The organism is Kitasatospora sp. NPDC004272 (genome assembly GCF_053603035.1).
Genome location: NZ_JBSGET010000076.1, coordinates 1 through 19,103 on the forward strand (window position 1 = coordinate 1; position 19,103 = coordinate 19,103).

General features: G+C 73.2%; 20 protein-coding genes. 6 read left to right on the top strand and 14 right to left on the bottom strand.

What is annotated here, in order from left to right; translation table 11 throughout:
* Positions 1-146: 146 nt before the first annotated feature.
* Together ACWEO5_RS22760 and thiC are read right to left on the bottom strand one after the other, a co-directional pair.
* The gene (locus ACWEO5_RS22760) at positions 147-548 is read right to left on the bottom strand and encodes a hypothetical protein (RefSeq protein ID WP_452164126.1); all 402 of its coding nucleotides are present in this window, start codon (positions 546-548) and stop codon (positions 147-149) included.
* A 358-nt stretch (positions 549-906) separates the two neighbouring features.
* Positions 907-2,703 carry a phosphomethylpyrimidine synthase ThiC gene (thiC, locus tag ACWEO5_RS22765; RefSeq protein WP_452164127.1) on the bottom strand — a complete coding sequence of 599 codons (1,797 nt, stop codon included), beginning with the start codon at positions 2,701-2,703 and terminating at the stop codon, positions 907-909.
* 241 nt (positions 2,704-2,944) lie between these two features.
* On the opposite strand from thiC, the gene ACWEO5_RS22770 reads away from it, so the two are divergent.
* Positions 2,945-3,145, top strand: coding sequence for a hypothetical protein (locus tag ACWEO5_RS22770; protein ID WP_344553945.1), 201 nt, complete (start codon positions 2,945-2,947; stop codon positions 3,143-3,145).
* Positions 3,146-3,331: 186 nt separating this feature from the next.
* A complete protein-coding gene (locus ACWEO5_RS22775) occupies positions 3,332-4,822 on the top strand; it encodes an SPFH domain-containing protein (RefSeq protein ID WP_452164128.1) in 1,491 nt (496 codons plus the stop codon).
* Positions 4,823-5,072: 250 nt separating this feature from the next.
* Here ACWEO5_RS22775 and ACWEO5_RS22780 read toward each other — a convergent pair whose 3' ends face one another.
* The 3 genes from ACWEO5_RS22780 to ACWEO5_RS22790 all read right to left on the bottom strand — a co-directional run bounded on the left by ACWEO5_RS22780 (position 5,073) and on the right by ACWEO5_RS22790 (position 6,476).
* A complete protein-coding gene (locus ACWEO5_RS22780) occupies positions 5,073-5,273 on the bottom strand; it encodes a hypothetical protein (RefSeq protein WP_344553942.1) in 201 nt (66 codons plus the stop codon).
* Positions 5,274-5,461: 188 nt separating this feature from the next.
* A complete protein-coding gene (gene tenA / locus ACWEO5_RS22785) occupies positions 5,462-6,118 on the bottom strand; it encodes a thiaminase II (protein ID WP_452164129.1) in 657 nt (218 codons plus the stop codon).
* A gap of 40 nt (positions 6,119-6,158) precedes the next feature.
* Positions 6,159-6,476 carry a cupin domain-containing protein gene (locus ACWEO5_RS22790; RefSeq protein ID WP_344553939.1) on the bottom strand — a complete coding sequence of 106 codons (318 nt, stop codon included), beginning with the start codon at positions 6,474-6,476 and terminating at the stop codon, positions 6,159-6,161.
* Between the two features lie 94 nt (positions 6,477-6,570).
* Here ACWEO5_RS22790 and ACWEO5_RS22795 point away from each other — a divergent pair, with 94 nt between their 5' ends.
* Entirely contained in the window at positions 6,571-6,951 is a 381-nt protein-coding gene (locus ACWEO5_RS22795; RefSeq protein WP_452164131.1) for a phage holin family protein, read from the top strand.
* 94 nt (positions 6,952-7,045) lie between these two features.
* Here the strand turns inward: ACWEO5_RS22795 and ACWEO5_RS22800 are convergent, their stop codons facing one another.
* Together ACWEO5_RS22800 and ACWEO5_RS22805 are read right to left on the bottom strand one after the other, a co-directional pair.
* Positions 7,046-7,474, bottom strand: coding sequence for an SsgA family sporulation/cell division regulator (locus tag ACWEO5_RS22800; RefSeq protein WP_344553936.1), 429 nt, complete (start codon positions 7,472-7,474; stop codon positions 7,046-7,048).
* 339 nt (positions 7,475-7,813) lie between these two features.
* On the bottom strand, positions 7,814-8,695 hold the full coding sequence (locus tag ACWEO5_RS22805) for an IclR family transcriptional regulator (protein WP_452164157.1): 882 nt from the start codon (positions 8,693-8,695) through the stop codon (positions 7,814-7,816).
* 363 nt (positions 8,696-9,058) lie between these two features.
* Between ACWEO5_RS22805 and ACWEO5_RS22810 the strand changes: the two genes are divergently transcribed.
* Complete coding sequence (locus ACWEO5_RS22810; protein ID WP_452164132.1) at positions 9,059-9,586, top strand: NUDIX domain-containing protein; 528 nt, start codon at positions 9,059-9,061, stop codon at positions 9,584-9,586.
* Positions 9,587-9,617: 31 nt separating this feature from the next.
* Here ACWEO5_RS22810 and ACWEO5_RS22815 read toward each other — a convergent pair whose 3' ends face one another.
* The 4 genes from ACWEO5_RS22815 to pdhA all read right to left on the bottom strand — a co-directional run bounded on the left by ACWEO5_RS22815 (position 9,618) and on the right by pdhA (position 14,987).
* A complete protein-coding gene (locus tag ACWEO5_RS22815; RefSeq protein WP_452164133.1) occupies positions 9,618-11,147 on the bottom strand; it encodes a globin domain-containing protein in 1,530 nt (509 codons plus the stop codon).
* A gap of 320 nt (positions 11,148-11,467) precedes the next feature.
* On the bottom strand, positions 11,468-12,787 hold the full coding sequence (locus tag ACWEO5_RS22820; protein ID WP_452164158.1) for a dihydrolipoamide acetyltransferase family protein: 1,320 nt from the start codon (positions 12,785-12,787) through the stop codon (positions 11,468-11,470).
* A gap of 5 nt (positions 12,788-12,792) precedes the next feature.
* Positions 12,793-13,800 carry an alpha-ketoacid dehydrogenase subunit beta gene (locus ACWEO5_RS22825; protein WP_452164134.1) on the bottom strand — a complete coding sequence of 336 codons (1,008 nt, stop codon included), beginning with the start codon at positions 13,798-13,800 and terminating at the stop codon, positions 12,793-12,795.
* Positions 13,797-14,987, bottom strand: a complete 1,191-nt coding sequence (gene pdhA / locus ACWEO5_RS22830) for a pyruvate dehydrogenase (acetyl-transferring) E1 component subunit alpha (RefSeq protein ID WP_452164135.1) — start codon at positions 14,985-14,987, stop codon at positions 13,797-13,799. The genes ACWEO5_RS22825 and pdhA overlap by 4 nt, the downstream gene beginning before the upstream one ends.
* A 146-nt stretch (positions 14,988-15,133) precedes the next feature.
* Between pdhA and ACWEO5_RS22835 the strand changes: the two genes are divergently transcribed.
* Positions 15,134-15,601: an Lrp/AsnC family transcriptional regulator gene (locus ACWEO5_RS22835; protein WP_380316360.1), complete on the top strand. Its 468-nt coding sequence runs from the start codon at positions 15,134-15,136 to the stop codon at positions 15,599-15,601.
* A gap of 4 nt (positions 15,602-15,605) precedes the next feature.
* On the opposite strand, the gene ACWEO5_RS22840 is transcribed toward ACWEO5_RS22835, so the two are convergent.
* From ACWEO5_RS22840 to ACWEO5_RS22850, 3 genes are read right to left on the bottom strand one after another with little or no spacing between them, the layout of a single operon-like run.
* Entirely contained in the window at positions 15,606-15,926 is a 321-nt protein-coding gene (locus ACWEO5_RS22840) for a hypothetical protein (RefSeq protein WP_452164136.1), read from the bottom strand.
* An 18-nt stretch (positions 15,927-15,944) separates the two neighbouring features.
* A complete protein-coding gene (locus ACWEO5_RS22845) occupies positions 15,945-16,529 on the bottom strand; it encodes a TetR/AcrR family transcriptional regulator (RefSeq protein ID WP_452164137.1) in 585 nt (194 codons plus the stop codon).
* 47 nt (positions 16,530-16,576) lie between these two features.
* Positions 16,577-17,623, bottom strand: a complete 1,047-nt coding sequence (locus ACWEO5_RS22850; protein WP_452164138.1) for a glycosyltransferase family 2 protein — start codon at positions 17,621-17,623, stop codon at positions 16,577-16,579.
* A 149-nt stretch (positions 17,624-17,772) separates the two neighbouring features.
* On the opposite strand from ACWEO5_RS22850, the gene ACWEO5_RS22855 reads away from it, so the two are divergent.
* Positions 17,773-19,038: a hypothetical protein gene (locus ACWEO5_RS22855; RefSeq protein ID WP_452164139.1), complete on the top strand. Its 1,266-nt coding sequence runs from the start codon at positions 17,773-17,775 to the stop codon at positions 19,036-19,038.
* The last annotated feature ends 65 nt before the right edge of the window (positions 19,039-19,103 follow it).

The window sequence follows — 19,103 nt, forward strand, 5'->3', positions numbered from 1 at the left end:
CGAACTCGGCGGACTTCTCGGCCATGCCGACGAGCGCGGCCTGTTCGGCTTCGCCGCCGTGCTCGTCGCGGATCTTCTGGCTGATCTTCATCGAGGACAACGTCAGCCTGAAACCAGCACATACGCCACGCGCGTGTCGGACTGCGTCACCCGACGGCCGAAATCCGGTTCACAGAGGTGACCTTGCAGGTGATCTTGCCGCTCACCTGCGCTGTACCTCCAGCGTTGTCCTCAACCTTCTGCCCGGGCGCGACGTGAGTCTGGAACGCCGCGCCCTCAGCCACGCGAGTACCGTTCGCGTCGACGAACTCCACCGCGATGCTGTAGTCCGAAGACTTCGAGCTGTGATTGATGATCTCCAACTTCGCGCTGGGGATGGATGTGCTCGGATCCACATCACAGGAAGTAATCGATACATCCGCTTCCGGCGGGTGCGCCCCTCCAGTCGACTGCACGCCGCTGCTGGTGGAGGTGGGGTTCGTCGGGGTCTTCTTGCTGCTTCCGCTGACGGCCAGCACGATGACCACGATGATCACGATGAGCAGCACGACGGCGCCGAGGCAACCAACGAGAACACCTCGGCCGAAACGACGTTTAGGAGGGGCAGGGGGCTGCTGGCTCCAACCTGGCGGCGGTGGGCCGTATGGCGGCTGTCCGGGCGGCGATTGTTGACCCCATCCCTGGGCGGGCCCCTCTTGCCCACCCGCTGGCGCGCTGCCGTGTGGTTCCTTGTCGGGCGGCTGCTGCTCAGTCATCTATCCGTCTCCCTACGAAGGAGTTGCCTCCCTCAGGGAACCGCGCAAGAACGCTCACACAACAGCCGACTCGCGGACGATGCGCCGAACGGGCAGGCCGGAGCGCCGCCCGGGGAGCGAAGGCTCCCGGGCGGCGCTGCGGTCGCGTGCGTCAGTCCGCCAGCGGGAGGTAGACCTTGTTGCCGCGGGCGGCGAACTCGGCGGACTTCTCGGCCATGCCGACGAGCGCGGCCTGTTCGGCTTCGCCGCCGTGCTCGTCGCGGATCTTCTGGCTGATCTTCATCGAGCAGAACTTCGGCCCGCACATGGAGCAGAAGTGCGCGGTCTTGGCGGGTTCGGCGGGGAGGGTCTGGTCGTGGAAGGCGCGGGCGGTCTCCGGGTCGAGGGCCAGGTCGAACTGGTCCTCCCAGCGGAACTCGAAGCGGGCGTCGGAGAGGGCGTCGTCCCAGGCCTGGGCGCCGGGGTGGCCCTTGGCGAGGTCGGCGGCGTGGGCGGCGATCTTGTAGGTGATGACGCCGGTCTTGACGTCGTCCCGGTCGGGCAGGCCGAGGTGTTCCTTGGGGGTGACGTAGCAGAGCATCGCGGTGCCCCACCAGGCGATCATCGCGGCGCCGATGCCGGAGGTGATGTGGTCGTAGCCGGGCGCGACGTCGGTGGTCAGCGGGCCGAGGGTGTAGAACGGGGCCTCGTCGCAGATCTCCTTCTGCAGGTCCATGTTCTCCCGGATCTTGTGCATCGGGACGTGCCCGGGGCCCTCGATCATCACCTGGACGTCCTTGGCCCGGGCGATCCGGCCGAGTTCGCCGAGGGTGGTGAGTTCGGCGAACTGGGCCTCGTCGTTGGCGTCGGCGATCGAGCCGGGGCGCAGGCCGTCGCCGAGCGAGAAGGTGACGTCGTAGGCGCGCAGCAGGTCGCAGAGTTCCTCGAAGTGGGTGTAGAGGAAGTTCTCCTGGTGGTGCGCCAGGCACCAGGCGGCCATGATCGAGCCGCCGCGCGAGACGATGCCGGTCTTGCGGCGGGCGGTCAGCGGGACGTACCGCAGCAGCACGCCGGCGTGCACGGTCATGTAGTCGACGCCCTGCTCGCACTGTTCGACCACGGTGTCCCGGTAGACCTCCCAGCTGAGTTCCTCGGCCCGGCCGTCGACCTTCTCCAGCGCCTGGTAGAGCGGGACGGTGCCGATCGGGACGGGGGAGTTGCGCAGGATCCACTCGCGGGTGGTGTGGATGTTGCGGCCGGTGGAGAGGTCCATCACGGTGTCGGCGCCCCAGCGGGTGGCCCAGGTCATCTTCTCCACCTCCTCCTCGATCGAGGAGGTGACGGCGGAGTTGCCGATGTTGGCGTTGATCTTCACCAGGAAGTCGGTGCCGATGATGGCGGGTTCGACCTCGGGGTGGTTCACGTTGACCGGTATGACGGCCCGTCCGCTCGCCACCCGCTCGCGGACGAACTCCGGTTCCAGCCCTTCCCGCAGCGCCACGAACTCCATCTCGGGGGTGATCAACCCCTGTTTGGCGTAGGCGAGTTGGGTGACGGCGACGCCGTCGCGGGCGCGCAGCGGCCGGCGCGGGCGGCCGGGAAAGACGGCGTCCAGGTTGCGCAGGTCGCCGCCGCGCGGGGCGGTGTGCCGGATGCCGTCGTCCTCGGGCCGGGCCTCGCGGCCCTCGTACTCCTCGACGTCCCCGCGCCGGCGGATCCAGGGGTCGCGCAGCGCGGGCAGTCCGCGCCGGACGTCGGCGGTGTGCTCCGGGTCGGTGTACGGGCCGGAGGTGTCGTACAGCGGGACGGTGCGTCCGTCGGTGAGGTGGACCTCGCGGTACGGGACCCGCAGGTCGGGGGTGCTGCCCTGGCGGTACGCCTTGCGCCAGGCCGGGGTCGGGTACCCGGTGGCGGACGGCTCCTGGGCGGACGGCCCGTGGGCAGAGGTGTGCTCGGTGAATGCGGTCATGCGGACCTTCAACTCCCTACGCCGGCATTACCCGGTCAGGTTCCTGCGGTCGACGCAGCGGTGGTACGCGGGCCGCGTACCGTCAGCGCCCTCTCAGCCCGGTGCTCCGAGCTCCCGTTCCGCGCAGGGGCGTTCGCCGCCTGCGTTCGCCGTTCACCGTAGGGCACCGGGCACGGCCGGTCCAGCACGCCTCCCGGCCGGACGCTGTTCAGGCCACCGCCGCGCGGGGGAGAATCCCGGGGTGATCGGACTGGTGGGACGGGTGTCGGGGCGGATCGGCGCGGGCCTGGTCGGCGAGGTGATGGTGCACGTCCCGCAGCGGCTGGGCACCGAGGCGTTCCTGGCGTACCGGGCCGTGCCGGGCGAGCCGCTGGAGCCCGGGAGCATGGTGGTCGTGGTCGATTACCAGCCACCGCGGACGGTGTACGTCGAACCCTTCTGACCATGCCTCAGGCGGCTCCTGCAAACCCTTGGCGACCATTTCGGGACAGTGAGAGTTCCCACCCGCCCACCCCCTTCCTCCCCGTCCGCAACCGGCGGAGAATGCGGCTGCCACCGGCTTCCGCGCCAACGAACTGCACCACCCTGCGCAGCCACGGACCGGTGTGCCACGAAGGGGGAGATCGCGATGCTGATCGGCATCGTCGGAGGCGTCGTCGTCGGCGTCGTCCTGTTGATCGTGCTGTTCAAGCTCATGTGGCGGGTCGCCGAGCCGAACGAAGCACTGGTCATCTCGGGTTCCAAGCACGGCGAGGGCCTCGGGTTCCGCATCATCACCGGACGGGGCACCCTGGTGGTGCCCGGCGTCCAGGTGGTCCGGCGGCTGTCGCTGGACCTCAACGAGGCCGCGCTGGACGTCGAGTGCGTGACCTCGCAGGGCATTCCGGTGCACGTCAAGGGCGTGGTCATCTTCAAGGTCGGCGACGACCCGGCGTCCATCGCCAACGCCGCCCGCCGCTTCCTGGACCAGCAGAAGATGATGGGCCAGCGGGTGCACAACGTGTTCGCCGGCCACCTGCGCTCCATCGTCGGCGGGCTGACCGTCGAGGACATGATCCGCGACCGCGAGCGGCTCACCGGTGAGACCCGCTCCGCCTCGGGCATCGAGATGGAGAAGCTCGGCCTGATCATCGACTCGCTGCAGATCCAGGAGATCCTGGACCCGACCGGCTACATCACCAACCTGGCCGCCCCGCACGCCGCCGCCGTCCAGCGCGACGCCCGCATCGCGGCCGCCGAGGCCGACCGCCGGGCCACCGAGGCCGAGCAGGAGGCGTTCGCCCGCAAGGCCGAGGCGACGCGCAACTCCGGTATCCAGCAGGCCGGTTACCAGGCCGAGATGGACACCGCCGCGGCCCGCGCGCTGCAGGCCGGGCCGCTCGCCCAGGCCGCCGCCCGGCAGGAGGTCGTGGTCCAGGAGACCAAGGTCGCCGAGCTGGAGGCGCACCGCAAGGAGCAGCAGCTCCAGGCCGACGTCCGCAAGCCCGCCGACGCCCGCGCGTACGAGACCCGCACCAAGGCCGAGGCCGACCGCGACGCCCGGATCTCCGCCGCCGAGGCGCTCGCCCGGGAGACCGAGCTGAAGACCGCCGCCGAGGCCAACCGGGTCAAGGTCGCCGCGGCCGCCGAGGCCGAGGCCACCAAGGCCCGCGGCCTGGCCGCCGCCGAGGCCACCCGCGCCACCGGTGAGGCGCAGGCCGCCGCCGAGGCCGCCAAGGGCCTGGCCGAAGCCGAGGCCGCCCGCGCCAAGGGCCTGGCCGAAGCCGAGGCCACCCGGGCCCAGGGCCTGGCCGAAGCCGAGGGCATCAAGGCCCGCGCCGCGGCCCTCGCCGAGAACCAGGAAGCCGTCGTCGCCCAGCAGTTGGCCGAGAACTGGCCCGCCATCGTCCGGGCCGGCGCGGACGCCTTCGGCAACGTCGAACACATGGTGCTGCTGAACGGCGCCGAGGGCATGTCCGAGATGTTCGCCAAGGCCCTCACCATGGGCGGCACCGGCCTCGGCCTGGCCCGCCAGCTGCTCACCTCGATGAACACCACCGCCCCCGCCGGGGCCCCGGCGGAGCAGGCCGAGGCCCCGGTCACCCAGGTCATCCCGGTCCAGGCCGACAACGGCAACTGACGCGCCGTCAATTTCCTCGCCCCGCCCGGCCCGTACGGCAGCACCCGCGCCGTACGGGCCGCGCCGGACCGGCGCTGGTGCGCGGCGCTAGTGCCGCGTCAGGCAGCCTTTGCCGGGAAGGAGCGGCGTCCGGTGCGTGCTGTCGGCGTGCCGGCCGGAAGCCCTCGTACTGGATGTACTCGGGTTTTCGGCCGGTGCGGCGAGAGTGCGTGCCGGGCGTCGCGACGGGCAAAGGTTGCCTGACGCGGCGCTAGTTCTTGGCGGCCTTCTTGACCAGGATCACCACGGCCGCGGCGATGCCGACCAGGACCAGCACGTTGATCGCGAAGCTGACGACGCCGGCCACCACGCCGACGATGGTCCAGAAGATCTTCCAGGCGATCAGCAGCAGCAGGATCGGCACCACGATGTTGCGCATCCACGAGGGCAGCGACTTCCAGAGCCCGGCCATGTCCGTACCTTCTCCCCTCGGGGTCGGTGCCGGTGTTTCCGGCTGCGTTCCCGCTCCCTCGATCTCGACACTTCGATCGTAGGCGGGAGCGGGAGCCGAAATCGAGGGGGTCCGGCCCGGAGAGAACCCGGAGATCCTTCCCTGAGTCCGGGCCGGTCGGACCCGGGGTCGCGTCTGCGGGTGGACCCTCAGACCGGCCAGTCCTCGCCGCGCCAGGCGGCGTCCCAGAACATCCACTCGTAGCGCGAGGTGGTGGTGAAGTGCTCGACCACGCGCCGCCGTTCGGCCGCGGAGAGCTCCGCGCCGATCCGGTCGGTGAGGTCCAGGACGCGGCGCACCACGCCCTGGAAGCCCTCGTCGCCGTACGCGGCGATCCACTTGGCGTAGAGCGGCTCGGGGGAGGAGCGGCGGGCCAGCTCCTCGCCGACCCGGGCGTAGATCCAGTAGCAGGGCAGCACGGCGCCGAGCGCCTCGGCGAAGGAGCCGCCGTACGCGGTGGCCAGCAGGTACGAGGTGTAGGCGCGGGTGGTGGGCCGCACCACCTCGTCGCCCTCGGCGGCGCCGCCGAGCGCGGACATGAACTCGCCGTGCATCTCCTGCTCGGCGGCGATCGCGCCGACCGCGTCGTTGCAGAAGGCCAGCACCTCGTCCTCGCCGGGGGCCTTGGCCGCGCAGACGGCCAGCGCCCGGGCGTAGTCGCGCAGGTAGTGCGAGTCCTGGACGACGAAGTGCCGGAACGCGGCGGTCGGCAGGGTGCCGTCGGCGAGGCCGAGCAGGAAGGGGTGGTCGAGGATCCGGCGGTAGGTCGGCTCGGCGGCCGCCCACAGTTCGTCGGTGAGCTTCACGGGTCGGTCCTCCTGCGGTGCGGGCCCGGTGGTCACGGGGTCAGTCCTCCGGCGGGGAGAAGACCACGAGCACCCGCAGTTCCTCGGTGATGTGGTGGAAGCGGTGCTCCGTCCCGGCGGGGACGAACACCACGCTGCCGCGCCCGACCGTGGCGGTCTCCCGGCCGACGGTCAGCTCGGCCCGGCCGCTGACCACCAGGTAGATCTCGTCCTGGGCGTGCGGGGTCTGCGGGTCGGTGTCACCGGGGGAGAGCGCGTACAGGCCCGCGGACATCGTCGGCTGCTTCAGGAAGCGCAGGTACGCGCCCTCGCTCGCGGCGCGCTCGGCGTCGAGTTCGTCCAGCCGGAACAGCTTCATCGGGGCTCGGCTCCTCTCCCGGGTCGGGCCCCATTCAACAACACCGCCCCGGAGAGCTTCCGCCCACCCGCCCTGGCCTGCCACCATCCGCACCATGAAGAATTTCGTGATCAAAACGCTCATCAACGCGGCGGCGATCTGGGTCGCCGCCTGGATCGTCACCGGGATCACGCTCACGGGGGACAACGACGACTGGCAGCACAAGACGTTCACCGTGATCGGGGTCGCCCTGGTCTTCGGCGTGATCAACATCCTGATCAAGCCGGTAGTGAAGCTGTTCTCGCTGCCGCTCTACATCCTCACCCTGGGGCTGATCACCTTCGTGATCAACGCCCTGATGCTGTGGCTGACCTCCTGGGCCTCGGACAAGCTGAACCTGGACTTCCACGTGGAGGGCTTCTGGTCGGCGCTGCTCGGCGCGCTGATCGTCACCGTGGTGTCCTGGGGCCTCAACCTCGCCTTCGGCGACGACTGACCGGCCGGCGGACCACCGCGGACGCACCGCGCCCGCGGGAGCGCCGCCCACCAGCCGGCCGGTCGCGCGGGCCGACCCCGGAACGCACCCGGGGTCAGCCCGCGTTCTCGTGCCCGGTGGTGGAGAGGATGGAGGCGAGTTCCTCGTCCAGCTCGCCGCCGGACAGCTCCTGGCCCATCGGCACCAGCCGGTCGGTGCGGGCCAGGAAGGCCAGCAGCGGCGGGGCGGCCGCGCGCATCAGTGCGTCGCCCTCGGGGGAGCGCAGCACCAGGCAGACCTCGGCGAGGTCGTCGCCGACCGGGTGGATGTGCACGTCGCCCTCGCCGGTGGGGCGGCTGATCCCGTCGACCAGGAGTTCGCGGGCGAAGACCCAGGTGACGGGTTCGTCCCCGGGCAGGTGGAAGGTGAAGCGGACGGCGAACGGGTCGTCGCCGTCGTAGTCCAGGTCGACCACGATGCGGAAGGACAGCTCGCTCGACACCACGAGGTGCATCGCCATCTGGGCTTGGACCGTGCTGTGCATGCGCCAGTACCTCTCGTTCTGCGCGCCCGGTGCGCCGAGGGTCGAGCGGTGGGCGGGCATATCGGTTCGATCTTGTTCGCTGTGCTGGAACGGCACCCCGGTGGGGCCGGCCCGTCAGGTCGTGCGGGTACCTGCGGACGGTGGCTGCTTCTGTGGGTCTTTGTCCCCTGTTTCCCCGTTCGAACCTCATCGTCCCTGTTTGCCAGCGATGCGGACAAGGTTCGCTTTTTCAAATGGTGAACGAACACCACACGGAATCACCGCACGGATCCCGGCCCGACCGCCTCCCCAGCCTCCCCAACCTCCCCAACCTCCACCGCTCCCGCAGCCCCCGCCGCCTCATCGCACGAACCCCGCGAACCCCGCGAGCCCCGGGCACCCCGCGGCACCTGCGGTCCCCGCGGACCCCGCGACCGCCGGGAACACCGGGAACATCGCGCCGACCAGCGAGCGCAGCCGGGCCGCGGCCGGGCCGAGCCGCTCGCCCTGCTCCAGCGGGAGCGAGATGGCCATGGTGGCGACCACCGAGCCGACGGTGATCGGCACCGCCGCGCACACCGTGCCGAGCGCGTACTCCTGCCGCTCCAGCACCGGTACGGTCGGCCGGATCAGCTCCAGCCGGCGCAGCACCGCCCGGACGCCGTCCGAGGTGGACGGGGTGAGGGCGGCCGGACGGTACCGGGAGAGGTGGTCGAGCCGTTCCTCGGTGCCGAGTTGGGACAGCAGGCAGAGCCCGATGGCGTGCGCGTGCGCGGTGGCGCGGAAGTCCGCCCACTCCTCGACCTGCGGCTGGGCCGGGCCGGAGGCCACGTCGACCACCCGGACCTCGCCGTCCTCGTAGACCGCGTAGTAGACGGCGGCGCCGAGTTCGTCGCGCAGCTCCTCCATCCGTTCGTGCAGGTCGGTGCGGTCGGACTGCCGGTCGGTGGCGTGGCCGATCCGGTCGACCGCCGCGCCGTAGTGGAACCGGCCGTCCTCACGCCGCAGGTAGCCCTCGTGGGTGAGGGTGCGCAGCAGGTGGTAGGTGGTGCCGAGGGGCAGCCCGGCGGCGCGGGCGAGCTGTTTGGCGGTGGCGCCGTGGGCGTGCGAGCCGACCTCCTCCAGCAGGCGCAGGGCGCGCTGCACCGAGGTGATCAGGGTGGGTGCCCGCGGCGCGCGTATGGAACTGTCCGCCGAGGCCGTTCCCGGGCCCGCCGGTTCCCCGATCCGGTGCATGCTCATCCCCATCCCCCGGACGGTGGACGACTTTCGGAGGAGGCTGCTCCGATTCCGTCCGGCAGGCGGACATTTGAGCACAGGGCGGGCATCCCCGCAATGACAATGGTGTACACATGGGGCAATTCACCTTCAATATGAAGGATGCCTACCAATGCGGCCCATATATTACTAGGCGTCAGCTGGTCCGTCCGGGTGAATCGAAGATCCACAAGGGATGTGTCCATCGCCACCACCCGACACCGCCGGGCATGCCGGTGCACCCGGACGGCGGAACAGGTACCGCCGATTCGTCCCCGTGTGCGAGTTTCGCTCCCGCCGCCGCGCGGCAGAATCCCGCACAACGCTCGTGCCCCGGAGGTAACAGCCATGTCGGGCCCGGTCCGTCCCGTCGTCAAGCGCACCGCCCGCGCGATCCTGCTGGAGTTCGACCCGGCCGACCCGCACGCGCCCGCCGCGCTGGTGCTGATCCGCCGGGTCCGCCCCGGCTCCCCGCACCCGTACTGGATCACCCCCGGCGGCGGCGTCGAACCCACCGACGAGACGGTGGTCGCCGCCCTGCACCGGGAGGTGGACGAGGAGTTGGGCGGCAAGGTCACCGACGTGGTGCCCGCCTTCGTCGACACGGTGGCGCACTCGCACCACGAGGACGGCACCCCCGCGCACCCGCACGGCGTCAAGGTCCAGCACTTCTTCGCCTGCCGGCTCGCCGGGATGGACGAGTCCCGCCGGCACGGCCCCGAGGTCGAGCAGCCCAACGGCGAGTACGCGATCGTCCGGGTCCCCTTCACCCGCGAGGGCGTCACCTCGGTCAACGTCGTCCCTCCCAGCCTCCGCGCCTACCTCGCCGCCAACATCGAGGGCGTCCGCGCCCTGCTCGCCCCGGACCTGGGCTGACCCGCCCCGGGCCTGGGCCGACCCGCCCGGATCAGCCCCGCTCCTCCTCCCGCGCCGCCAGGTCGTGCCGGACGCTCCCGTCCGGCACCCCGCAGCGCCGCAGCACCGCCGAGGCGGCCCGCACCATCGCCTCCGGGCCGCTCAGGTACGCCGCGAAGCCGTGCCAGGGCCCGTACCGGGCCGCCACCTCCGGCAGGTCGCCGACCAGCGCCCCGGCCGGCGCGCCCGCCGGCTCCGACACCACCGCGCGCACCGTCAGCCAGGAGTGCCGGTCCGCCAGTTCGCGCAGTTCCTCCAGCCGGTACAGCTCCGCGGCCCGCCGCGCCCCGTAGAACACCTCCACCCGGCGCCCGGCCGCGCCCCGCTCGGCGACCTCCTCGACCAGCGCCGCGACCGGCCCGATCCCGGTGCCGCCGCCCAGGCAGAGCAGGTCCTGCCCGACCGCGTGGTCCACCGTCATCGCGCCCTCCGCCGCGCCCAGGCGCAGCACGTCGCCCGGCCGCGCCCGGTGCACCAGCGCGTTGCTCACCCAGCCCGCCTGCACCGCCTTCACGTGCAGGGTCAGCAGCCCGTCCGGCCGCGGCGCCGAGCCGAACGAGTACGGCCGCCACACCCGCGGCCACCACGGCGTCTCCACCGCCGCCCACTGCCCGGCCCGGAACGGGTACGCCTGGTCGGGGCGGAGCGTCAGCACCGCGACGTCCCGGGTGGCCTGCCGGTGCTCCACCACCTCGGCCTGCCACCACGGCGGGGCCGACCGGGCCTCCTCCTCCGCGCCCTCCACCATCAGCCGGGACACCAGCGCCAGCAGCCGCCGCCAGGCCGCCTCGGTGCGCCCGTCCCAGCCGCTGCCGCCGTACCGGGCCAGCGCCGCCACCAGGCAGTCCGCCACCGAGGCGTAGTGCCGGGTCAGCGCCCCGTACTTGCGGTGCCGGCGCCCCAACGGGCCCAGGTACGCCCGCAGTTCCGCCGGGTCACCGGCCCGGGCCGCGCACAGCCGGAGCGCCTGGAACAGCCGGGTGCGCTGCTCGTCCATCGCGGCCGGGAACATCGCCCGCAACTCCGGGTGGCGCAGGAACATCAGCGCGTGGAAGTGCGCCATCGCCCGGTCCGCGTCCGGCGCCACCGCGGCCAGGCAGGCCCGGACCAGCACCAGGTCCTCGGCGCCCGGCGGCTCGGTGACCGGCGCCGCCGCCCCCACCGGCTCCAGCGCGGGCGGCGGCTCGACGGCCGCCGGCACCCCCCAGGCCCGGGCCCAACGATCGTCCGGCCCAACCCAGTTGAGCGCCGGAGCCTGCCGGAACAGCGGCTCGAACGACACCGGGGCGGACGCGGCGACGGGTCCGGCAGGCGTGACGGGCGTGGCGGGCGCGGGCCCGGCGGGCGCGGGCCCGACAGGCAGCCCGGCGGGCACCGGCAGCGCGGCCACCGCCGGGGGCACCACCGGCGCCCAGGTCGGCTTCGCCGGGACGGCCGGCACCGGGGTCAGCCCCAGCGCCCCCGTCCCCGTCCCCGCACCGGGTTCCCCCGCACCGGACTCCCCCGCGCCGGGCTGCTCCACGGCGGTCGGAGGTTCGTCCGCCGGCTCGGCCGGGGCGGACCGGGCGGGGGGAGCGGCTTCGGCACCGGGCTGCACGGGGCCGGCCGCGGTGCCCCGGCCGACCCCTGCCTTCGACGGCCTGCTCTCCAGTACGAGCTGACGAGTGCTCAAGGGAATCGTTTCGCTTCCGATCGACCTGTGTGCTGACGCCCCAGCACAGTGACACCGACCGCACAGCTCATCCGAAGAATCCGGCGAACCCCGGACATCCGGGCCGTCCACCCGCTACCCTCACCCGCCGCCGCGGCGGCCCACCGGCGCCGCGGCGGCCGGCCCGGGTGCTACAGCGCCCGCAGCAGCATCCCCGGCCGCTCCACGCAGTCCGCGACGAACCGCAGGAAGCCGCCCGCCGTGCCCCCGTCGCACACCCGGTGGTCGAAGGTGAAGGACAGCTGGGTGACCTGGCGGACCGCCAGCTCCCCCTCGTGCACCCACGGCTTGGGGACGATCCGGCCCACCCCGAGCATCGCCGCCTCCGGGTGGTTCAGGATCGGCGTCGAGCCGTCCACCCCGAACACCCCGTAGTTGTTCAGGGTGAACGTCCCGCCGGTCAGCTCGGCCGGGGCCAGGGTGCCCGCCCGGGCGCCCTCGGTCAGCCGGGCCATCTCCTGCGCGAGCCGTTCGGTGCCCAGCCGCCCGGCGTCCCGGACCACCGGCACCAGCAGCCCGCGCGGGCCCTGCGCGGCGAAGCCCAGGTGCACGGACGGGTGCCGGCGCACCGCCTCGCCCTCGACACTGGCGTTCAGCTCGGGGAAGCGCTCCAGCCCGGCCAGGCAGATCCGGGCCAGCAGCGCGAGCACGCTCAGCTTCGGGCCGGGCGCCCGGTTGGACTGGGCCCGCAGCGCCATCAGCGCGGTGGCGTCGGCGTCCACCCAGCAGGTCGCGGCCGGGATCTCCCGGTGGCTGCGGGTCAGCTTCTCGGCGACCGCCCGGCGCAGCCCGCGCAGCGGCACCAGTTCGCCCTCCGGCCCGGTTCCGGACTCCGGCCCGGTTCCGGACTCCGGCCCGGCCGTCGGCCCGGTTCCACGTGGAACAACCGCGGGCGCGGCCGCGGCAGTTGCCCCGATCGCCCGTTCCACGTCCCGCCGGGTGACCAGCCCGTCCGGTCCGCTGCCGGCCACCGCGGCCAGGTCGAGCCCGTGCTCCCGGGCGATCCGGCGCACCAGCGGCGAGATCACCGCCACCACGACCGGCGCGGGCGCCGGGGCCGGAGCCGGTGCCGCGGCCGGAGCCGCCACCGCCTCCCCCGGCCGCACCCGCCGCCGCCCGGCCCGCCGGCTCTCGGCCACCCCGTACCCGACCAGCGGCCGCTCCACCGCGGGCTCGCCCTCGCCCTCCCCGGAACCGCCCGGCGCGGGCGCGACCGCGACGGTCACCAGCGGGGCGCCCACCGGCACCTCCTGCCCGACCTCGCCGAACCGGGCGGTCACCACCCCGCCGTACGGGCAGGGCACCTCGACCACCGCCTTGGCGGTCTCCACCTCCACCACCGGCTGGTCGACGGCGATCACCTCGCCGACCTCGACCATCCAGCGCACCACCTCCGCCCCGGTCAGTCCCTCACCGAGGTCGGGCAGCGTGAACTCGCGGACCACCGGCACCGCCATCACTCCTCCCACTGGAGCCGGGCGACGGCGTCCAGGATCCGGTCCACCCCGGGCAGGTGGTGGTGCTCCAGCATCGGCGGCGGGTACGGGACGTCGAAGCCGGCGACCCGCAGCACCGGCGCGGCCAGGTGGTGGAAGCACTTCTCGGTGAGCCGGGCGGCGATCTCCGCCCCGGCCCCGCCGAACCCGGCCGACTCGTGCACCACCACGGCCCGGCCGACCGAGCGGACCGCCGCGCAGGCGGTGGCCTCGTCGAACGGCACCAGCGAGCGCAGGTCGAGCACCGCCAGGTCCCACCCCTCGGCCTTCGCCGCCTCGGCGGCCTCCAGGCAGACCGGCAGCGAGGGCCCGTAGGTGACCAGCACCGCGGACGTCCCGGGGCGGCGCAGCACGGCCCTCCCGATCGGTTCGACGCCCGCCGCCGGGTCCCACCCGTCCTTGCCCCAGTAGAGCCGCTTGGGCTCCAGGAACACCACCGGGTCGTCGGAGGCGATCGAGGCCCGCAGCAGCCCGTACGCGTCGGCGACGGTGGCGGGGGTGACCACGTGCAGGCCGGGGGTGGCCGCGTAGTACGCCTCGGAGGCGTCGCTGTGGTGCTCGACGCCGCCGATGCCGCCGCCGTACGGGATCCGGACGGTGATCGGCAGTGGGAGCTTCCCGGCGGTGCGGTTGCGCATCTTGGCGACGTGCGAGAACAGCTGCTCCAGCGCCGGGTAGGCGAAGGCGTCGAACTGCATCTCGACCACCGGGCGCAGGCCGTACATCGCCATGCCGACGGCGGTGCCGAGGATGCCGGCCTCGGCCAGCGGGGTGTCCAGGCAGCGGTCGGGGCCGAACTCGGCGGTCAGGCCGTCGGTGATCCGGAAGACGCCGCCGAGCGGGCCGACGTCCTCGCCGAGCACGTGCACGCCCTTGTCGGCGCGCATCGCGTCGCGCAGCGCGAGGTTGAGGGCCTGCGCCATGGTGCCGGTGCGCGGGCCGGCCTGTTCCCCGAGGACGGTGCTCATCGGCCGGGCACCCCGCTCCCGGCCCCGGTCCCGCTCCCGGCTTCGGCCTCGGCCTCGGCCTCGGCGGCGAGTTCGGCGGCCAGCTGGGCGGCCTGTTCGCGCAGCTGCTGGGTGGGTTCGGCGTAGACGTGCGCGAACAGCGACATCGGGTCCAGTTCGGGGTCGGTGTGGAACTCGGCGCGCATCCGGGCGGCCAGCCGCTCGGCCCGCTCGGCGGCGTCGGCGACCAGCTCCTCGTCGAGCAGGCCGCGCCCGCGCAGGGCGTCCTCCAGCAGCCGGACCGGGTCGTGCGCCCGCCAGGCGTCGACCTCCTCGGGCTGCCGGTAGCGGGTGGCGTCGTCGGCGTTGGTGTGCGCCTCGATCCGGTAGGTGAGCGCCTCCACCAGGGTGGGGCCGCCGCCGGCCCGGGCCCGCTCGACGGCCTCGGTGAGCACCGCGTGGACGGCGAGCGCGTCGTTGCCGTCGACCAGCCGGCCGGGCATGCCGTAGCCGACGGCCTTGTGGGCCAGCGTCGGCGCGGCGGACTGCCGGGTCAGCGGGACGGAGATCGCGTAGCCGTTGTTCTGCACCAGGAAGACCACGGGGGCGTGCAGCACGGCCGCGAAGTTCAGGCCCTCGTGGAAGTCGCCCTCGCTGGTGCCGCCGTCGCCGAGCAGGGCGAGCGCGACGGTGTCGTCCCCGGCCAGCCGGGCGGCGTGCGCCAGGCCGACGGCGTGCGGGACCTGGGTGGCCAGCGGGGTGCACAGCGGGGCGGTGCGGGTGGCGCGCGGGTCGTAGCCGGTGTGCGCGTCGCCGCGCAGCAGGGTGAGCGCCTGCAGCGGGTCGACGCCGCGGGCGACCACGGCGAGGGTGTCCCGGTAGGAGGGGAACAGCCAGTCCTGCGGGCGCAGCGCGAGCGCGGCGGCCACCTGGCAGGCCTCCTGGCCGGTGGAGGCCGGGTAGACGGCGAGCCGGCCCTGCTTGGTGAGGGTGGTGGCCTGCTGGTTATAGCGGCGTCCGGCGACCAGTCGCCGGTACAGCTCGCGCAGCAGGGCGGGGTCGGCCGCGTCGGCGGCGGGGGTGCCCAGGACGCGGAGCGGCTCGGCGTCGGGCAGCAGCGGGGCGGGGTCGGTGCGCGGCGCGGTGGCGCCGGGCCGCCAGCCGGGCACGGCCGCGGCGGGGTCGTTCCTGTGGTCCAGGACGGTCATCTCGGGCACCTCCGGGGTGTGGGGGCTCCCTACCGATTGTTCGGTCGTCTGTTCATCTTGACCATATCCCCGTCAAGACGGTGGACAGTCGGCCGAAAGGGGGGTCTGCTGGGGCCAGCACGTCCAATCGCGAGGGATGGGGGGCCATGTCGGCTGAACAGGTGTCCAGACTCGACCGCGTCGACCGGTCGATCCTGCGGCTGCTGCGGCAGGACGGTCGCGCCTCGATCCGCTCGGTGGCCGAGCGGGTGCACGTGTCCCGGGCGAACGCGTACGCCCGGATCTCCAGGATGGTCGAGGACGGGGTGATCCGCGGCTTCACCGCCCGGGTCGACCACGAGAAGGCCGGGCAGGCCGCGTCCGCGTACGTCACCCTGCGGATCGTGCAGAACTCCTGGCGCACCGTGCGCGAGCAGCTGCTGCGGCTGCCCGGGGTGGCGCACATCGCGCTGGTCGGCGGCGACTACGACGTGCTGATGCTGGTCCACACGGCGGACAACCGGGCGCTGCGCGAGCTGGTGCTGGGCAGCATCCAGTCCATCCCGGAGGTGCTGAGCACCCGCACCATGCTGGTGTTCGAGGAGACCGACCAGATCCCGGCGGACGGCCTGTAGCCGCTCAGTCCTCGCCGGTGGCGACGGCCACCACGGTGCGGCCGTTCCCGATGCCGACCAGCGCGGCGTCGAAGGTGAACGGGGTGACGGCGCCCCGGCTGCGGCCGTGCCCGGCGGGCACGGGGTGCGCGGCGTAGCCGTCGGCCCGCCAGTCGGCGTCCGGGCCGGGCAGGGCGACCGCGCGGAGTGCGTCCCCGCAGAGCCGGCCGTGGTCGGGTCCGCGGTCCTCGCCGACCGCCACCACCGTGTCGGAGTGCTGGCGGGCGGCCCGGTCGGACAGCGGCTCGCGCAGCGCCGCCGGCTCCTCCGGCAGCCGGACGCTCACCGGGGGCTCACCGGACGCTCACCGGGCGCGCAGCCCGTCGAAGGCGAACCGGGCCACCGCGTCGGGCAGGTGCTCGGCGCCGCGCTGGCCGGGCCGGTACCACTCCACCAGCGAGTTGACGGTGCCGAACAGCAGCCGGGTGGCCAGCCGGGGTTCGACGTCGGCGCGCAGCTGCCCGGCGGTGACGGCGTCCTGGACGAGTGCGGCCACCCGGTGGTCGAAGTCGCGGCGCCGCTCCAGTGCCCACTGCTCGGTGGCGGTGTTGCCGCGCACCCGCAGCAGCAGCGTCACGTACGGCAGTTCGTCCAGCAGCACCTCGGCGGTGCGGCGCACCACGTGCTCCAGCCGGTCCGCCGGGCGGCCCGCGGTGGCGGCCGGCTCGTCGAGGATGGCGAACAGCGCGTCCAGCGCCCGGCCGACCGCGAGCCGCAGCAACTCCTCCTTGCCGCGCACGTGGTGGTAGATCGAGGACTTGGAGATCCCGGCGGCCCTGGACAGGTCCTCCATCGAAGTGCCGTCGTAGCCGCGTTCGTTGAAGACCCGCACGGTGACGGCGAGCAGCGAGTCGACGGTGTAGGCGGCGCGCGGGGAGTGGTCGGCCATGCGACGAGTATCCCCGGGGCGGCGCCGGAGCGCCCCGGGGGGTGCGCTCAGACCCGGGACCCCTGCCCGGCCGACCGCCCGGACGCCTGACCGGGCGCCTGCCCGGACACCCGGTCGCCCGCCCGCCCGGTCGCCCGCCCGCCCGGCCGGCCGGTGTCCTCGGCGACGAAGTAGGCGGGGCGGCGCTGCACCGAGGTGTAGATCCGGGCCACGTACTCGCCGAGCAGGCCGACGCAGATCAGCTGCACCCCGCCGATGAACAGCAGTCCGACGAAGAGCGAGGTCCAGCCGGGCACCGTGGCGCCGAACAGGTAGACGGCCAGGCAGAAGGCCATCAGCAGCAGGCAGGTGAAGAACGCGGCGGTGCCGAGCCAGGTGGCCAGTCGCAGCGGGGCGGCGGAGAAGCCGGTGATGCTGTCCAGGGCGAGCCGGACCATCTTGGTCAGCGGGTACTTGGTGGTCCCGGCGACCCGCTCCTCCCGGACGTAGCGCACCTCGCCGCTGGGGAAGCCCAGCCAGGGCACCAGCAGCCGGTAGACCCGCTGCTGCTGGTCGGGGAGTTCCTTGAGCGCCTCGACGGCCTCCCGGCTGAGCAGCCGGAAGTCCCCGGCGTTGGACGGCACCTGCTGCCCCACCAGGCGGCGGATCAGCCAGTAGTAGCCGCCGGCCGTCCGGCGCTTGAAGCCGGTGTCGGTGGAGCGGTCCTCGCGCACCCCGTAGACGATGTCCAAGCCCTCGGAGCGGGCCAGTTCCAGCATCTCCGGGATCTTCTCCGGCGGGTCCTGCAGGTCGGCGTCGATGCTGGCCACGTAGTCGCCGAGGGCGTGGTCGAGCCCGGCGGTCAGCGCGGCCTGGTGCCCGCCGTTGCGGCGCAGCCGGACCATCCGCAACTCCGGCCAGTCGGCGGCCAGGTCGCGCAGCAGGGCGGCGGTCTTGTCGGCGCTGCCGTCGTCGACGGCGAGCAGCTCGTAGCGGACGCCGATCCCGTCCAGCACCGGGCGGATCCGGGCCGCGAAGGCCGGCAGCGCGTCCTCCTCGTTGTACATCGGGACGACCACCGACAGCAGAACGCCTGCTTGTGCCGCTGCACTCATCAGTCTCTCCAGCTCGGTGGGCCCATCCGTCCAATGGTGGGGAGTGTAACCACGCGGCGTCCGGTCAGGTACAGACCAGGTGAACGTGCCGTAGGCTCGCCCGAGCATCCTGGCGGCCCGGCGGGGCCCGAGAACCCAGACAGGACCTGATGGCGATGGCAGCGAGCCCCGACACCGAAGTGGTCGAACGACCCGATCCGCCCGCGGACGCGGCCCCCGCGACACAGGGCCCACGCGAGTGGCTGCGCCGGACGGCACAGGAGTACGGCCCGGCCCTGGCGCTGTTCGGCGCGGTCCGGCTGATCGCGTTCACGGTCTTCGCCTGGCTGCTGTCCTGGTCCGGCGAGTACCTCACCAAGGTGCCCAGGTTCGGCGGCGGCAAGCACGTCTGGGACGTGCTCGGCGGCTGGGACGGCTGGTGGTACCAGCAGGTCGCGCAGAACGGCTACGACCCGAAGTTGCTGCCCTCCACCTCCGAGCCGTGGACGCTGGAGCAGAACTCGGTCGCCTTCTTCCCCCTCTACCCGGGCCTGATCAAGATGGTCTCCGCGGTGACCGGCCTGAACTCGCTGGGCGCGGGCATCCTGATCTCGGTGCTGACCTCGTTCGTCGCGGCGGCCGGCATCTACGCGGTCGCCAAGCTGATCGCGGGCCACCGGGCCGCGGTGATCGCGGCCGGCGTCTGGGGCCTGTTCCCCGGCTCCGGCGTCGAGTGGGCGGTCTACTCGGACTCGCTGTTCGTCGCCCTGGCCGCCTGGGCCTGCTACTTCGTGATGACCCGCAACTGGCTGGCCGCCGGCGTCACCACCTTCGTCGCCGGACTGAACCGCCCGACCTCCGCCGCCCTGGCCGCGGCGGTCGGCGTGGCCGCGCTGATCGCGCTGTGGCAGCGCAGGGACGGCGTGCTCGGCCCGCTGTCCGCCATGGTGCTCTCCCCGCTCGGCTTCATCGGCTACATCGCCTGGGCGAGTTGGCGGATGGGCAGTTGGACCGCCTACTTCGACCTGCAGCGCGGTGCCTGGCTGCACTTCTTCGACTGGGGCGCGCACACCGGCAACGTGCTGGAGAACGTGCTGCTCGGCCACCACGACTACATCTTCGGCTACCCCACCGAGGACATGATCGCGCTGCTCCTGGTGTTCAGCCTGCCGGTCCTGCTCTTCCTGATGATCCGGATGAAGGTGCCGGTCTTCCTGGTCGTCTACACCTGCGTCACCATCGTCCTGGTCCTCGGCAGCCAGCAGATCTTCGGCAACACCTCCCGCTACCTGCTGCCCTGCTTCCCGCTCTTCCTGCCGATCGCCGTCGCCCTCAAGCGGCTCTCCCGCTCCTCGCTGGCCGTCACCCTGGGCACCATCGCCGCGGCCTCCGGCTGGTACGCCGGCTACGTCCTGTTCGAGCTCGGCATCCCGTAGACCGGCCCCCGCCCCGACCGACCGACGGCCGCTCCCGCTCCGGGGGCGGCCGTCCCGCGTCCCAT

What these genes read in the sequence shown, in the direction of transcription:
- ACWEO5_RS22775 (WP_452164128.1), top strand. Translation starts at nt 3,332, where the DNA reads ATGCTGATCGGCATCGTCGGAGGCGTCGTCGTCGGCGTCGTCCTGTTG.
- thiC (WP_452164127.1), bottom strand. Translation starts at nt 2,703, where the DNA reads ATGACCGCATTCACCGAGCACACCTCTGCCCACGGGCCGTCCGCCCAG.
- ACWEO5_RS22790 (WP_344553939.1), bottom strand. Translation starts at nt 6,476, where the DNA reads ATGAAGCTGTTCCGGCTGGACGAACTCGACGCCGAGCGCGCCGCGAGC.
- ACWEO5_RS22845 (WP_452164137.1), bottom strand. Translation starts at nt 16,529, where the DNA reads ATGGCCGACCACTCCCCGCGCGCCGCCTACACCGTCGACTCGCTGCTC.
- pdhA (WP_452164135.1), bottom strand. Translation starts at nt 14,987, where the DNA reads ATGACCGTCCTGGACCACAGGAACGACCCCGCCGCGGCCGTGCCCGGC.
- ACWEO5_RS22825 (WP_452164134.1), bottom strand. Translation starts at nt 13,800, where the DNA reads ATGAGCACCGTCCTCGGGGAACAGGCCGGCCCGCGCACCGGCACCATG.
- ACWEO5_RS22855 (WP_452164139.1), top strand. Translation starts at nt 17,773, where the DNA reads ATGGCGATGGCAGCGAGCCCCGACACCGAAGTGGTCGAACGACCCGAT.
- ACWEO5_RS22795 (WP_452164131.1), top strand. Translation starts at nt 6,571, where the DNA reads ATGAAGAATTTCGTGATCAAAACGCTCATCAACGCGGCGGCGATCTGG.
- ACWEO5_RS22805 (WP_452164157.1), bottom strand. Translation starts at nt 8,695, where the DNA reads ATGAGCATGCACCGGATCGGGGAACCGGCGGGCCCGGGAACGGCCTCG.
- ACWEO5_RS22780 (WP_344553942.1), bottom strand. Translation starts at nt 5,273, where the DNA reads ATGGCCGGGCTCTGGAAGTCGCTGCCCTCGTGGATGCGCAACATCGTG.
- ACWEO5_RS22850 (WP_452164138.1), bottom strand. Translation starts at nt 17,623, where the DNA reads ATGAGTGCAGCGGCACAAGCAGGCGTTCTGCTGTCGGTGGTCGTCCCG.
- ACWEO5_RS22835 (WP_380316360.1), top strand. Translation starts at nt 15,134, where the DNA reads ATGTCGGCTGAACAGGTGTCCAGACTCGACCGCGTCGACCGGTCGATC.
- ACWEO5_RS22810 (WP_452164132.1), top strand. Translation starts at nt 9,059, where the DNA reads ATGTCGGGCCCGGTCCGTCCCGTCGTCAAGCGCACCGCCCGCGCGATC.
- ACWEO5_RS22800 (WP_344553936.1), bottom strand. Translation starts at nt 7,474, where the DNA reads ATGCACAGCACGGTCCAAGCCCAGATGGCGATGCACCTCGTGGTGTCG.